The organism is Xanthobacter dioxanivorans, from assembly GCF_016807805.1.
GTDB classification, from domain to species: domain Bacteria; phylum Pseudomonadota; class Alphaproteobacteria; order Rhizobiales; family Xanthobacteraceae; genus Xanthobacter; species Xanthobacter dioxanivorans.
In genome coordinates this window covers 1,562,364-1,576,748 of sequence record NZ_CP063362.1, presented here as the reverse complement: position 1 = coordinate 1,576,748, position 14,385 = coordinate 1,562,364, and the positions used below count along the sequence as shown (strand labels likewise).

General features: G+C 70.7%; 12 protein-coding genes and 1 pseudogene. 7 read left to right on the top strand and 6 right to left on the bottom strand.

The features are described from left to right. Positions 1-20: 20 nt before the first annotated feature. Positions 21-1,040, top strand: a complete 1,020-nt coding sequence (locus EZH22_RS07465) for a quinoprotein dehydrogenase-associated SoxYZ-like carrier (protein ID WP_231711360.1) — start codon at positions 21-23, stop codon at positions 1,038-1,040. 275 nt (positions 1,041-1,315) lie between these two features. Here EZH22_RS07465 and EZH22_RS07460 read toward each other — a convergent pair whose 3' ends face one another. The 5 genes and pseudogenes from EZH22_RS07460 to EZH22_RS07440 all read right to left on the bottom strand — a co-directional run bounded on the left by EZH22_RS07460 (position 1,316) and on the right by EZH22_RS07440 (position 6,160). After that, entirely contained in the window at positions 1,316-1,981 is a 666-nt protein-coding gene (locus EZH22_RS07460; RefSeq protein WP_333473706.1) for a hypothetical protein, read from the bottom strand. Then, positions 1,978-2,775 (bottom strand): ABC transporter permease, encoded by a 798-nt coding sequence (locus tag EZH22_RS07455; RefSeq protein ID WP_203195063.1) that lies wholly within the window; start codon positions 2,773-2,775, stop codon positions 1,978-1,980. Before EZH22_RS07455 ends, EZH22_RS07460 begins: the two co-directional genes overlap by 4 nt. A 63-nt stretch (positions 2,776-2,838) precedes the next feature. Next, on the bottom strand, positions 2,839-3,627 hold the full coding sequence (locus EZH22_RS07450) for an ABC transporter ATP-binding protein (RefSeq protein WP_203195062.1): 789 nt from the start codon (positions 3,625-3,627) through the stop codon (positions 2,839-2,841). Between the two features lie 214 nt (positions 3,628-3,841). Continuing rightward, positions 3,842-4,813 (bottom strand): annotated as a pseudogene (locus EZH22_RS07445) (PQQ-dependent catabolism-associated beta-propeller protein); the annotation flags it as partial. Between the two features lie 111 nt (positions 4,814-4,924). Further along, positions 4,925-6,160, bottom strand: a complete 1,236-nt coding sequence (locus EZH22_RS07440; protein ID WP_203195061.1) for an ABC transporter substrate-binding protein — start codon at positions 6,158-6,160, stop codon at positions 4,925-4,927. Between the two features lie 154 nt (positions 6,161-6,314). Between EZH22_RS07440 and EZH22_RS07435 the strand changes: the two genes are divergently transcribed. From EZH22_RS07435 to EZH22_RS07425, 3 genes are read left to right on the top strand one after another with little or no spacing between them, the layout of a single operon-like run. Continuing rightward, the gene (locus tag EZH22_RS07435; RefSeq protein ID WP_203195060.1) at positions 6,315-6,860 is read left to right on the top strand and encodes a DUF3280 domain-containing protein; all 546 of its coding nucleotides are present in this window, start codon (positions 6,315-6,317) and stop codon (positions 6,858-6,860) included. Positions 6,861-6,905: 45 nt separating this feature from the next. Further along, positions 6,906-7,442 carry an SRPBCC family protein gene (locus EZH22_RS07430; protein WP_203195059.1) on the top strand — a complete coding sequence of 179 codons (537 nt, stop codon included), beginning with the start codon at positions 6,906-6,908 and terminating at the stop codon, positions 7,440-7,442. Continuing rightward, positions 7,439-8,425, top strand: a complete 987-nt coding sequence (locus tag EZH22_RS07425) for a YVTN family beta-propeller repeat protein (RefSeq protein ID WP_203196436.1) — start codon at positions 7,439-7,441, stop codon at positions 8,423-8,425. Before EZH22_RS07430 ends, EZH22_RS07425 begins: the two co-directional genes overlap by 4 nt. 247 nt (positions 8,426-8,672) lie before the next feature. On the opposite strand, the gene fae is transcribed toward EZH22_RS07425, so the two are convergent. Continuing rightward, complete coding sequence (gene fae / locus EZH22_RS07420; protein ID WP_203195058.1) at positions 8,673-9,182, bottom strand: formaldehyde-activating enzyme; 510 nt, start codon at positions 9,180-9,182, stop codon at positions 8,673-8,675. 717 nt (positions 9,183-9,899) lie between these two features. Between fae and EZH22_RS07415 the strand changes: the two genes are divergently transcribed. The 3 genes from EZH22_RS07415 (at position 9,900) to mutS (ending at position 14,182) form a co-directional block, all read left to right on the top strand. Beyond that, positions 9,900-10,106: a hypothetical protein gene (locus EZH22_RS07415; RefSeq protein ID WP_203195057.1), complete on the top strand. Its 207-nt coding sequence runs from the start codon at positions 9,900-9,902 to the stop codon at positions 10,104-10,106. A gap of 155 nt (positions 10,107-10,261) precedes the next feature. Then, positions 10,262-11,209: a zinc metalloprotease HtpX gene (gene htpX / locus EZH22_RS07410; protein ID WP_203195056.1), complete on the top strand. Its 948-nt coding sequence runs from the start codon at positions 10,262-10,264 to the stop codon at positions 11,207-11,209. A 234-nt stretch (positions 11,210-11,443) separates the two neighbouring features. Continuing rightward, on the top strand, positions 11,444-14,182 hold the full coding sequence (mutS, locus tag EZH22_RS07405) for a DNA mismatch repair protein MutS (protein ID WP_203195055.1): 2,739 nt from the start codon (positions 11,444-11,446) through the stop codon (positions 14,180-14,182). Positions 14,183-14,385 lie beyond the last annotated feature (203 nt).

The window sequence follows — 14,385 nt, the reverse complement described above, 5'->3', positions numbered from 1 at the left end:
CCATCCGAGGAGGCAACGCCATGACCCGGACTCCACCGCTGCGGACTCCCGCGCTCCGGACCACCCCGCGCCGGGCCACCCGGCCGAAGGCGCCGGTGCGGCGCGCGCCCCTGTCCATGCCCGGCGCCGGCCTTGCCCTCGCGGCGACCGCCCTCGGCCTCGCCGTGGCCCTCGCCGCCCTGGTCGGCGTCGGCGAAGGCCGGGCGCAGGCGGGCCGCGCCCCGGTGCCGGCCTCCGGCGCCTCCGGGGAGACCGCCGGCGGGGGGCAGGCCACGCAACGGGAGATCACGGAACGCGAAGCCACCGAGCGGGAAGGCACGGAACGGGAAGCCACCTGGGCCGCCATCCGTCCCGACCTCTTCCCGGGCAAGGCGATCGCGGAGGCGGCGGACGGCCTCGTCACCCTCAGCGCGCCGGGGCGGGCGGAGGACGCGGCCATCGTTCCCATCACCATCGCCCTCGCTTTGCCGGCGGATGATCCGCGCAGCTTCCGGTCGGTGACGCTGGTGGTGGACGAGAATCCCGCCCCCATGGCGGGCCGCTTCACCTTCGGCCCCGGGCAGAGGGACTTCACCCTGTCGCTGCGGGTGCGGGTGAATTCCTACTCCTTCGTCCGCGCCGTGGCCGAAACCAGCGACGGCGCCCTGCACATGACCAAGGCCTTCGTGAAGGCGGCGGGCGGCTGCTCGGCGCCGGCCACCAAGGACACGGCCGAATCCATCACCCATCTCGGCGACATGCGCTTCCGCTCCTTCGCCGGCTCCGGCCAGGCGGAGGCGCAGGTGCAGATCCGCCATCCCAATTTCTCCGGCCTGCAGATGGACGAGGCGACGCGCGGCTACACCCCCGCCTGGTTCGTGCGCGAGGTGGAGGTGCGCCAGGGCGACCGGCTGCTCTTCGCCATGGAGGGCGGCATCTCCGTCTCCGAGGACCCCACCTTCCGCTTCAGCTACCGGGCCTCGGCCGAGCCGGTGGCGGTGCGGGCGGAGGACACGGAGAACAAGGTCTTCAGCAAGACGTTTCCCGGCGGGGGCACCTGAGCACCGCGAGGCGCTTCGAGCGTTCCCGGCGCGCTCTCGACGTGCCATGCCGCCCGCGTGCCCCGGACGCATGCTGCGTGAGCGGAATGCGCGACGGGGCCCAGCGCGGGCGTCCGCCGAAGGCGCTTCCCCCATGGCGGCATCGGGCATTGCCCCGCGGCGCGGCGAGTCCTTGCGCTGGGTCCCGGACCGACCATGGCCTCCGGACGCGTCCGGCCATGACGGTTGGGAGAGGGATCAAAGGGCCGGGATCCAGGGCAAGGACCGCGGTCGCCTCACCCCGCCTTCATGCGCGCGGCGATCTTCTGGCCGAGCTCGTAGGCGCGCTGCTCAAGGATCACCGGCGTCTCGCACACATAGGTGAGGGAGCGGGCGCGCTCGTCGAAGATGCGGCTGTCCCAGGCGAGCTGCTCTTCCAGCGCCTTCGCCTCGGCGGTCTCGGGGGCGGCCGGGCCAGCGGTCGGGCCCGCCTTGGCCTTGCTCACCGCCTCGCCCTCCTGCCGCACCCGGTCGGCGAGCCGCTGCTGGCCGCGGGCATAGCGCTCGATGCCGTGGATGATGCGCGCGCGCTCGGAATTGATGATCTCGAAGACGCCCGCCATCACCCGCAGCAGCTGCGCGTTGGCCTGCGGGCCCGCCGCCTGCACGAAGGCGTCGAGCAGGCCGTCCACCTGGTCCAGCGGGGTGCGGCGGGAGGCGAGCTTCTGGGCCAGGGTGGCGGCGTCCTGGTCGTCGGTCCACTTCCCGGCGGAGACGGGATCGGGGCCGCTCCACACCTGGGCGAGGTCGATGTCCGGCGTCTTCCTCTGCACGCAGGGCCAGTCCGGATCGGGCTTCGGCTGGGCGGCGGCGGGCATCGCGACCACCCCGGCCAGGAGCGCCGCGCCGATGGCGAGAGGGTGGAGGGCTGAGCGGGGCAGGCGCATCATGCGATGCATCATGTGGCTTCTCCTTTGGGACCGCCGCGCCGCCCCATGATGCCGCGCCCCGGATCGTAGGCGATGACGGCGAGGGCGAAGAAGACGATGGCGGTGCCGGACACGACGAGGAAGGCGGTGGGCTCGAACACGCCGTAGAGCGCGTTGCGCACCAGCTCCACCGCATGGGTGAAGGGGTTCAGCAGGCAGACGAGATAGAGCAGCTCGCTGGACTCGCGGATCCGCCACAGGGGGTAGAGGGCGGAGGAGGCGAAGAACATGGGGAAGATGACGAAGTTCATCACGCTGGCGAAATTCTCCAGCTGGCGGATCAGCGAGGAGATGACGAGCCCGATGGCCCCCAGCATCAGCCCGGTGAGCACGAAGGCCGGCAGCGCCGCGAGGTAGCCGATGGGCGGCATCTCCACCTCCCACAGCCGGGCGATGGCGAGGAAGACGTAGACCTGCGCCAGCGACACCGCGACCCCCGCCACCAGCTTGGAGAACAGCAGGTACCAGCGCGGGAACGGGCTGGTCAGCAGCACTCGCATGGAGCCCACCTCGCGGTCGTACACCATGGAGAGGGAGGACTGCATGCCGTTGAACAGCTGGATCATCACCGCCAGGCCCGGCGTCACGTAGACCTCGTAGAGCACGTAGGTGTCGTAGGGCGGGATGATGGAGACGCCGAGCACGCTGCGAAAGCCGGCGGCGAAGATGAACAGCCAGACCAGCGGCCGCACCAGGGCCGAGAGGAAGCGCTCCTTCTGTTGCACGAAGCGCAGCAGCTCGCGGCTGACGATGCCGCCGAGGCACACCGCATGGCCGGCGAGGCCGAGATGGCGGGGGGCGGGAGCGCGGCGTCGCTCATGCTGGCGTCCTCATGCGGCATCCTCGGAGCGCGCCGAGGTCATGGCGCGGAACGCCGCCTCCAGCGACGCCGTGGCCCCTTCGGCCGGCGGGGCGGAGGGCGGCCCGGCCACGCCGCCGATGATCTCGCCCGCCGTGCCGCGGGCGATGATGCGGCCCTTGTCGAGCACGTAGATCTCGTCCTCCGCCTGCACCTCGTCGAAGATGTGGGTGGCCCACAGCACGGCGAGCCCCTCCTGCGCCACCAGCCCCCGCACGATCGCAACGATGTCGGCGCGGGAGGCGAGGTCGAGCCCCACCGTCGCCTCGTCGAGCAGCAGCAGGCGCGGGCGGTGGATGAGGGCGCGGGCGATCTCCACCCGCCGCGCCTGCCCGCCGGACAGGGTGCGGACCTTCTCGTCCGCCCGCTCGCCGAGCCCGACGCGGCCGAGCAGGTGCGCGATGCGCGCCCGGGCGGCGCGGCCGGCCAGGCCATGCAGCGCCGCGTGATAGGCAAGGTTCTGGCGGACCGAGAGGTCGAGGTCGAGGGTCCGGCTCTGGAACACGACGCCGAGCTCGGCCAGCGCGGCGGAGGGGTGGCTGGCGAGGTCCTTCCCGAAAATGCGCAGGCGCCCCGTGCGCGTGGTGTAGAGCCGCGTCGCCAGGGAGAAGAGGGTGGTCTTGCCCGCCCCGTTGGGGCCGAGCAGCGCCACGAACCGCCCCGCCGGCACGGTGAGCGACACGTCGTCGAGGGCGAGCCTCTTGCCGAAGGCGTGGCTCACCCGGTCGATCTCCAGCGCCGGCGCTTCCATCCCGTTCATGCGCTTTCTTCTTCTTTCCGTGCCCCGGCCGACTGGAGCGCCAGCGGAAGGAGAGCCGGGGTCCAGCGCAAGACGCCTGCGCAGCAGACGAAACGTCAGAGGACGCTCAGGGCATGAAGCGCCTGCGGCGGACTCCTGCGCTGCATCCCCGGCTCTCCTTCCACTGCGCTTTCGCTCCGTTTCTGCCGGCGGGAATACACAGGGAAAATGCCACCTATTGCGGGGAGACCACAACGCCCCACGGGGCACCGCCGACCTTGATGGACTTCACCACCTTGAGCTCGGGCACGTCGATGACGGAGACGTCGTTGGAATTGCCGTTGGTGGTGAACAGCAGCTTCTCGTCCGGGGTGAAGGCGAGCTGCCACACGCGCTGGCCTACCAGCAGGTATTTCTCGACCTCGAGGGTCTGCGCGTTCACCACCGCCACGCGGTTGGCCGGGCCGAGCGCCACGAAGGCGGTCTTGCCGTCCCTGGTGATGCGCACGCCCACCGGCTGGATCGCCTCCTTGGAGACGCCGGGGATCTTGAAGTCGATCTTCTTGATGATCTTGCGCGTTGCCGGATCGATCACCGAGACCGTGCCGCCGACCTCGGCGGACACCCACAGGGTCTTGCCGTCGGCGGAGAATTCGGCGAAGCGTGGGCGCGCGTCCACCAGCACGTTGCCGACGATCTTGTTGGTCTTGGTGTCGATGAAGTGGGCCATGTTGGTGGTCTCGGACGTGGCCACCAGCGTGCCGCCGTCCGGGCTCACCGCCATGCCCTCGGGCTCGGTGCCCACCGGCACCTGGGCGATGACCTTGTTGGCCTCCACGTCGAGGACGGTGACCTGGTTGTCGTCCTCGTTGGCGATGTAGAGCGGGTTGCCGGTGGGGTGCAGGGCGAACAGCTCCGGATCCGGGCCGGACTTGAGCTTGCGCAGGATCTTCAGGCTCACCGGATCGATCACCTGCACCGAGTGGTCGTCGCTGGCGCAGACATAGACCACCTTGCCGTCGGGGCTCATGGTGATGCCGCGCGGGCGCCGGCCCACCTTCACCGTCTGCTTCACCTCCAGCGTCGTGGAATCGATGACGCTGATGGAGTTTCCGCGCTCGTTGGAGACGTAGACCGTATAGGCCGACGCCGCGTCGGCGGCGAGGAGGGCGGCGAGGAGGGCGGCGGCGCCGGCGAGAAGCGGCGCGAGCCGTCCCGGGGCGAGAAGGGGGCGAGACGGGTCATCGAAGCGTGTCCTCCGGACATCCGGCGCTTGGCGCGCACGTTCATTTGAAGCGGCCCCTGTTTCAGGCGGCGCCTATTTCAAGCGGCATCTGGATTCGCCCGCGTCGGTGCCGAGCGTGTCGAGGGGCGTGCGCTGGTGCAGGAAGCCCTCCTCCGGCGCCACCGAGACGATGCCGAGGGGCTGGGCGATGAGCAGCGGCTGGCGCAATTGCTGGTCCCACGGGCGGATGCTCACCGGCACCCCCTTGAAGGCGGCGAGGCTGAAGTCCGGCGTGCGCAGGAATTTGGCGATGGCCGCCGGGTCGGCGCCGCCGGTGCGGGTGGCGGCCTCGCCGATCATGCGCGCGGCGACCCACGCCTGGTAGTCGGCGGGGCGCATGGTGCGCGACGCCGCGCGCAGGAAGCGGCTCTGCAATTGGGCCGATCCCCAGGCGTCCTGCGCCGGGTGCCAGGTGGAGGCGGTGAGCCCCTGCGTGCCCGCCACCAGGCGCGGCTCGAAGGTGCGGAAGGGAATGTAGTTGCCGAAGTCATTGGCCTCGTCCGCCACCACGATCACGTCCGCATCCACGCCCCGGCTGAAGACGAGGGCATCGGAGCGGGTGATGCTGTCGGAGCGGTCGCGCCCGAGCGGGCCGAAGGTCCACGGCTTGTCGGCCACGACCTTGAGGCCGAACTTCTTCGCCGAGCGGCGCAGCGCCTCGGCATAGAGCAGGTCGGCCGGCTGCGGCCCGACAATCAGGAACAGCTTCGACCAGCGCTTGGCGGCGAGGAACTGGGCCAGCGCATCGGTGAGCATGGCGCGGCTCGGCGCCACGTGGAACACGTTGGCCCGGCACTCCTCGGCCCGCAACGCGTCGTCGCTCGCGCCCACGTTGAAGACGACGACGCCCTTGTCCTTCACCGCGTCGGCGACCTTGAGCAGGTCGTCGCCGGGCAGGTTGACGAGAAGGAGGCGCGTGCCGCCCTCGGCGAGGGCGCGGGCGGCCTCCGCCGCGTCCTCGTCCTCGGCCAGGGTGGTGGTCTCCAGCGCGAAGCTCTGGCCGGTGAACAGGCCGGTGGTGTTGTTGTCCTTCACCGCCAGCTCGGCGCCGGCCACCGCGTCGTCCTCCGGCACGGCGAGGAGGTCGTAGAGCGGCGGCGGCGGGACGGCGCGGGTGAGGAGGCCAAGCTTCACCTCCACCGGCTTCACCTCCACCGGCGTAGCTTCGGCCGGCTTGGTCGCCAGCGGCTGCTGGGCGCGCGCCGGCCCCGACAGAACCGCGGCGATGGCGGCCATCGAAAGCAGGAGGTGAAAGGCGCGCAGCAGCATGATGCGGGACGATCCCGGTGCCAAAGTCGGGAAGATCTAGACACCATCATCGGCAGGAGGCAACCAAATAGATCTAAGAAAACAATAAGATGATCTTGTCTTGCCACGCCCCGCCCGGCTGTGAGACCTTTCCTCCCGGAAAAGGTTCCCGGTCATGCGGCGCGTGCACGTCATACTGTTTTCGGCCTGGCTCGCCAGCTCCTGGCTCGCGGGCTCCTGGCTGCCCGCCTTCGGGGCGCCGGCGGCTCCGGTGCCGACGGCGGTGTTCGGCTTCGAGTTCTTCGACGACACCCTCGACATCCGGCCGGAGATGCGCGCCGAGCAGGCCGGGCGGCTCAGGCTGGTGAACGCGGAACTCAACCGCCTCATCGCCGAATCCGGCGAGATGACGCCGGTGGACTTGGCGCCCGAGGCGGCGCGCATCGATGATCTCGGGCCGTTCTACAAATGCAACGGCTGCGAGGCGGAGATCGCCGGCGCGGCCGGCGCGCGGCTCGAAGTGCTGGGCATGGTGCGCAAGATCTCCAACCTCATCCTCACCTTCACCCTGAGCGTGCGGGAGGTGGGGGGCGAGGCGCGGATGCTGCGTGTCGGCCAGGTGGACATCCGCGGCAACACGGACGAGTCCTGGCTGCGCGGCGTGCGCTACCTGATGAAGAACCGCATCCTGGCGCCGGGCCTGCCGGCGCTGGCGCACTGAAGACAGGCCCGCGCGAAGGGCCGGCACACCGGAGGACATGTGTTCATGAAGCTTTTGCTTGCCGCCGTGGCGACGCTTTCGATCGCCCTTCTGCCCGTGGCCGCCGACGCTCACGGGCCGACGCGCAAGAAGGTGACCGAGAGCGTGGAGATCAATGCCCCCGCCGACAAGGTGTGGGCTGCCATCGGCAATTTCCAGGACATGACGTGGCATCCGGCGGTTACCGCCAATACCGGGCAGGGCGGCAACGCCATCGACGCCACGCGCCACCTCACGCTCCAGGGCGGAGGCACCATCGACGAGGTGCTCTACAAGTTCGAGCCCGAGCAGAAGAGCTATTCCTACCGCATCACCGAAGTGGACGTGAAAGTCCTGCCGGTGACCAATTACTCGTCCACCATCACGGTCACGCCCATCGACGCCACCCACACCAAGGTGGAGTGGCGCGGCGCCTTCTATCGCGGCTATCCCAACAACGATCCCCCGCCGGAGCTGAACGACGATGCCGCCATCGCCGCGGTCACCGGCGTCTACCGGGGCGGGCTGGACGGGCTGAAGGCGAAGCTGGAGAAGGGCAACTGAACAGCCTCCTGCCGGGGGCGGCCGCCCTCGCGCTGGGGGCGGCGTTCGCATTCGCCGTCGCGCCGTCCGTCGCGGCGCGGGCGGAAGAAGCCTTCGTCACCAACCAGCCGGCGAACGAGGTGGCGGTGGTGGATCTCGGCGGCGGCGACGGGGCGTTGCCCCGTCTCGTCGGCCGCATCCCCGTGCCGGGCCAGCCGGCGGGCGTCGCGGTGACGGCGGATGGCCGGCGCGCCTTCGTCACCAGCCCCGAGGGCAAGGCCCTCAGCGTCATCGACACGCAGGCGCGTCGTGTCGTCGCCCGCATTGCGCTGGAGGGCGGGCCGCTGGGCGTGGCGGTGGCGCCGGCCGGCGCGCCGGTGTTCGTCGCCGACTGGTACGCCGCCCGCCTGTTCGTGGTGGATCCCGATCACCCCGACGCGATCCGCACCGCGCCGGCCGGGGCCTCGCCGTCCGGACTGGCGGTGACGCCCGATGGCGCCTTCGTGCTCTGCGCCGACCGCGACGACGACACGGTCTCGGTCATCGATGCGGTGGGCCTGGCGCGGGTCGCGGTGATCCCGGTGGGCCGGCGGCCGTTCGGCCTCACCCTCTCGGCGGACGGAACGCGCGCCTACACCGCCAATGTGGGCTCGGACGACGTCAGCGTCATCGACGTGGCCGCGCGCGCGGTGGTGGGCACGGTGAAAGTGGGGGCGCGGCCCTATGCGGTGGCGCTGTCCGGCGCGCTCGCCTTCGTCACCAACCAGTATGCCGGCACGGTCAGTGTCTTCGACGTGGAGAGCCTGGCGCCGCGCGGCACCATCCCGGTGGGCGAATATCCCGAAGGCATCGCCGCCTCGGGTGACGGGCGGCGGGTCTATGTGGCCAACTGGTTCGACAACACCCTGTCCGTCATCGACACCGGGGCGTTGAAGGTGGTGGGAACGGCGGCGGTGGGCGACGGCCCGCGCGCCTTCGGCGCCTTCATCCGCCGCGACCGCTGACCTTGCGGTCCTTGCAGATGAAACGACTGGCGATGGAGGCCACCGCCGCAAGCCCATTCTCATATGAAACGACCGGCGGTGGAGGCCAGCGCCGCAAGCCCATTCTCATATGAAACGACCGGCGGTGGAGGCCACCGCCGGTCGAAGGTTTGGATCGTCACCGACCAAGAAAAATGGCGGCCAACCGCTGAAGCAGTCCCTTCGGCATGGCCGGAGGGGCGCCGCTCTGCCCAGGGTGGTTTCCGCTCTAGGCCGCGGCGAAGGGGTGCTTCACCAGGTCACGCTGCTCGGTCGCTTCCTTGGCAGAGGGGAAGCCCGCGACGGCGCGCTCGATGGAAAGCTTGGTCGCCTCGTAATTGTACTGCTGGATCTTGGCGTCGTCCGCCGCTTCCCAATGGATGAACACGCCGACGCTGATATAGAGGTCGTCGGCCTCTTCCAGGGGGATGGTGCCTTCGGCCACCGCGTCCTGCACCGCCTTGGCGACGCCGCGCTGGGCGGGACCGAACATCTGCACCGCCTGCCGCGCATCCTTGATGGTCACCTTGTTGAACAACAGGGTGTTGGGCTTGCAGGGCATGTTGGGGGCGAGCACCGCGAGCAGCGAGGTGAAGCCGTCCTTGTTGTTGGTCAGGCTGTTGCAGAACGCCGTCTCGGCGGCGCTGCCGCGCGGGCCGATGATGAGATCGATGTGGGCGACCTCGTTGCCGTCGCCGACAAGCGCTTCACCGATCAGAACCTTGTTAATCTTAGCCACCTTATGCCCTCCCTCGTAGATCGACTAGGGATGACCGCCCCGAAGGCATTCCGGGAAGCGGTCATATGCCGCCTACCCTTGTTGTCAGCGCCCGGCAGGAGTGCCGAACCGGTTCACCAGATAGCGCGCGGGAGACTAGCCGAGCGGGGCCTCGCCAGCAAGCCGCACGAACTGTGAACACGCGCGGCGCCGGGGGCGGGCCAGGGGATGGGAAATAACCGTGGCCTCTTCGCCGGTTAATAGGTTTCCGCCAGATAATCGATGATGCTTTGGTGTCTTTCTCGTCGATCGCGGCACGTTGGGCCGAAATCATCTTGTGGACGTCAGCCTCCCAGAACGGCCGCCCCATCTTCGGAGGAGACCTCGACGCGCGCGATCCCCGAGCCGCCGTCGAAGGCGATCCCGCGCAACGGCACCGGCTTGCCCAGTCCGTCGGCACTCTCAGGCTCATCTATTGGTTCCGGAGCCGGGCGCCTTGAGCGACTTCGCTTCGGCACGCTCGCGGGCGGGCGGGTTCAATTTCCCTCCCGATTTTCCGAAGGGGCTCCCGGACCCCGGCTTGATGTTGGCATCGGTTTTGCGTTTGCTGTTGCATAAGCCGCGTCGGGTGAACCGGAACAAGGGCCCGACCGTAATGTGATCTGCCTTCGCGAGAAGGCGGAAGGGACCGGAGACGAAGGGGAAGGCACGCTCGTCGAGACCGAGGAAGCATTCGTCATGTTCATCGTGCTTTACGCCTGCCTGATCAGCGCCCCCGCCACCTGCCGGGAGGAGCGCATCAACGTTTCCATGGAAGCGGCCGCGCCGACCGCCTGCCTGATGTCGTCGCAGTTCACCGTCGCCCAGTGGAGCGAGGAGCACCCCCAGTGGCAGGTGGGGCGCTGGAAGTGCGTGCCGGCCAGCCGCCTCTCCCGCGACACCTGATACCAGCAGCCTTCGGCCGACGCCGGGAGGCTGTCGCCCGGGCGCCGCGCGGGCCTGGCATCGCGCCTCCCCTTGCGTCGCTCCCCGGCCGTTCCCATCCTCTAGGGCGAGGCGCGGCCGGCCGTTCGAGCCGCAACCGGCGCCGGGAGGAGAGAATGAACCACCTGAAGACCGCGATCCTGCTCGCGGGCCTCACCGCCCTGTTCATGGTGGTGGGATTTGCCATCGGCGGGCGCGGCGGCATGATGATCGCGTTCGTGGTGGCGTCAGGCATGAACCTGTTCAGCTACTGGAATGCGGACAAGATGGTGCTCCGCATGTACGGCGCCCGCGAGGTCGACGAGACCACCGCGCCGGACTTCGTGCGGATGGTGCACGAGCTGGCGCGCCGGGCCGAGCTGCCTTTGCCGCGCGTGTTCATCATGGACAACCCGCAGCCCAACGCCTTCGCCACGGGCCGCAACCCGCAGAACGCGGCGGTGGCCGCCACCACCGGCCTGCTGCAGAGCCTGAGCCCCGAGGAAGTGGCCGGGGTAATGGCGCACGAGCTGGCGCACATCAAGCATTACGACACCCTCACCATGACCATCACCGCCACCATCGCCGGCGCCATCTCCATGCTGGCGAACTTCGGCCTGCTGTTCGGCGGCGGCAACCGCGACAACAACAACCCGTTCGGCTTCATCGGCACCATCCTCATGGTGTTCCTCGCGCCCATGGCCGCCATGCTGGTGCAGATGGCCATCTCCCGCTCGCGGGAATACGAGGCCGACCGCGGCGGTGCCGAGATCCTCGGCCGGCCCATGGTGCTGGCCTCGGCGCTGGCCAAGATTTCCGGCGCGGCGCATGAAGTGCCCAATTATGAGGCAGAAGCCAACCCGGCCACCGCCCACATGTTCATCATCAACCCCCTGTCGGGGATGCGGATGGACAATCTCTTCTCCACCCACCCGGCGGTGGAGAACCGCATCGCCGCATTGCGCGAGCTGTCGCAGCGGATGGGCGGCGGGGCGGGCGGCTACGGCGCGGCGCGCCCCGCGCCCACCGGCCCGGCGCCCGGCACGCCCTGGGGCGGCGGCCAGCGCCGCGGACCTTGGGGCTGAGCCCCCGGGCCTTTCCCCCATCGTCATGCCCCGGCGTGTCCGGGGCAGCCATTCCGCCTCGGTGACCAAGGGCGGGGTTCGGGGGCAACGCCGCCGTGGATCCCCCGGACACGCCGGGGCACGACGGGGGGCAAGCCGCTGAAGCCCGCAGGCCCGCCGGTCCATCCCCGCTTTTCTGTCGATCGCGGCCGCGCCCGCGCTGACTTTGCCGGTTCCGCCCGGTACCGTGCGGCCATGAGCGCCAGCACCGCCGCAGCCCCTGCTTCCGAAGATCCCGCCGCGCCCGTCCGGGCGGAGGAGGCGCGCGTCACGCCCATGATGGCGCAGTATCTGGAGATCAAGGCGGCCAATCCGGGCAGCCTGCTGTTCTACCGGATGGGCGACTTCTACGAGCTGTTCTTCGCCGACGCCGAGGCGGCCTCGCAGGCGCTGGGCATCGTGCTCACCAAGCGCGGCAAGCACCTGGGCGAGGATATCCCCATGTGCGGCGTGCCCATCGAGCGCGCCGAGGAATATCTGCACAAGCTCATCGCCCTCGGCTTCCGCGTGGCGGTGTGCGAGCAGCTGGAAGACCCCGCCGAGGCCAAGCGGCGCGGCCCCAAGTCGGTGGTGCGGCGCGACGTGACGCGCCTCGTCACCCCGGGCACCCTCACCGAGGACGCCCTGCTCGACGCGCGCAGGGAGAACGTGCTCGCCGCCCTCGCCCGGGTGCGGGCCGGCTCCGGGGCGGAGGACTTCGCCTACGCCCTGGCCTTCACCGACATGTCCACCGGCTCCTTCCGGGTGGCGGCGACCACCCGTGCCGACATGGCCGGCGACCTCGCCCGCGTCGAGCCGGCGGAGATCCTCGTCTCCGACGCGCTGCTGGAGGACGCCGAGCTGCGCGAGCTCCTGCGCGATTTCCCGGCGGTGACGCCGCTGCCGCGCCAGTCCTTCGACGGGTCGGGGGCGGAGAAGCGGCTGTCGGACTTCTTCGGCGTCGCGGCGCTGGACGCCTTCGGCACGTTCTCGCGGGCGGAGCTGATCGCGGCGGCGGCCGTCGTCGCCTATGTGGACCGCACCCAGCTCGGGGCGAAGCCCCTGCTCTCGCGCCCGGCCAAGGAGGCGGAGGGGGGCATCATGGCCATCGATGCCGGTACCCGCGCCAACCTGGAACTGGTGCGCACCACCTCCGGCGAGCGGCGTGGCTCGTTGCTGGCGGCGGTGGACCGCACCGTGACCGCCGCCGGTGCGCGCCTGCTCGCCCGCCGCATCGCCGAGCCGCTCACCGACCTTGCCGCCATCCGCGAGCGGCACGACGCGGTGGCCTTCCTTGCCGAGGACGGCCCGTTGCGCCGGACCTTGCGCGAGGGGCTCGCGCGGGCGCCGGACATGGCGCGGGCCGTCACCCGCCTCGCCTTGCAGCGGGGCGGGCCGCGCGATCTCGCCGCCGTGCGCGACGCGCTGGACGGCGCGCTCTCCATCGCCGCCTTGTTCGGCCCCGAGGCGCCCGCCGACATCGCCCGCTGCGTGGCCACGCTGGCGCGGGTGTCACACGCCCTCGTGCTCGACCTCTCGGCCGCCTTGGCGGATACCCTGCCGCCCCACCGGCGCGACGGCGGCTTCGTGCGCGAGGGCTGCGACGCCGAGCTCGACGCCACCCGCGCCCTCAGGGACGAGAGCCGGCGCGTGGTGGCGGCGCTGGAGCGGCGCTACGTGGAGGAGACCGGCGTCCGCGCGCTGAAGATCCGGCACAATGCGGTGCTCGGCTATTATGTGGAGGTCTCCGCCCAGAACGCCGACCGGCTGAAGGAGGCGCCGCACGATCAGGTTTTCGTCCACCGCCAGACCATGGCGGGGGCCATGCGCTTCTCCTCGGTGGAGCTGGGCGACCTGGAAAGCCGCATCGCCAGCGCCGGCGAGCGGGCGCTGGGGCTGGAGCAGGCCATCTTCGACCGCCTCGCCGCCGCCGTGGTGGCCGAGACCGAGACCATCCGCGCCGCCGCCGATGCCCTCGCCGCCCTCGACGTGGCCGCCGGCTTCGCCGAGCTCGCCGCCGGCCAGTCCCATGTGCGCCCGCACATGGAGGAGGGCGTCGCCTTCGCCGTCGCCGGCGGGCGCCACCCGGTGGTGGAGCAGGCGCTGGCCAAGGATGGCGGCCCGTTCGTGCCCAACGACTGCGACCTCTCCCCGCCCGAGGGCGCGGCGGACGGGCGTATCGTGCTGGTCACCGGCCCCAACATGGCGGGCAAGTCCACTTTTCTCCGGCAGAACGCGCTCATCGCCGTGCTGGCGCAGGCGGGGGCGTTCGTGCCGGCGCGCGCGGCCCGCATCGGCGTCGTCGACCGCCTGTTCTCCCGCGTGGGGGCGGCGGACGATCTGGCGCGCGGCCGCTCCACCTTCATGGTGGAGATGGTGGAGACCGCCGCCATCCTGAACCAGGCGAGCCCGCGCTCCCTCGTCATCCTCGACGAGATCGGTCGCGGCACCGCCACTTTCGACGGCATGTCCATCGCCTGGGCGAGCCTGGAGCACCTGCACGAGGTGAACCGCTGCCGGGCCCTGTTCGCCACCCATTTCCACGAATTGACCGCGCTGTCCCAGCGCTGCGCGCGCTTGTCCAACGCCACGGTGAAGGTCACCGAGTGGCAGGGCGACGTGATCTTCCTGCACGAGGTGGTGCCGGGGGCGGCGGATCGCTCCTACGGCATCCAGGTGGCCAAGCTCGCCGGCCTGCCGGAGGCGGTGATCGGCCGGGCGCGGGCGGTGCTGGCGGAGCTGGAGGCGGCGGAGCGGGCCTCCCCGGTGCAGCGCCTCGTGGACGATTTGCCCCTCTTCGCGGCCCGGCCCAAGGCGATGCCGGCCGAGGTCGCGCCGGCCGATCCCGTCGCCGGCGCGCTGCTGGCGGCCCTCGACGATCTCGATCCCGACGCCCTCAGCCCGCGCGACGCGCTCGATGCGCTCTACCGGCTGAAGGGGCTGCGGCGGGGGTGAGGGGCGCAGAAGGTCTCGCGTCCCGGCCGACGGGAGCGGAGCGTCAGCGCAGCGGAAGGAGAGCCGGCGCCCGGCGCGCAAGTGCGCCGAAGGCGGCCTTATGGGAAGCATCTCTGGAGATTGACTGCTGCGCAGCGGTCCTGCGCTGGGCCTTGGATCGGCGCTCCAGCTGCGCTGTCGCTTGTCCGGGGAACCGCGTGGCA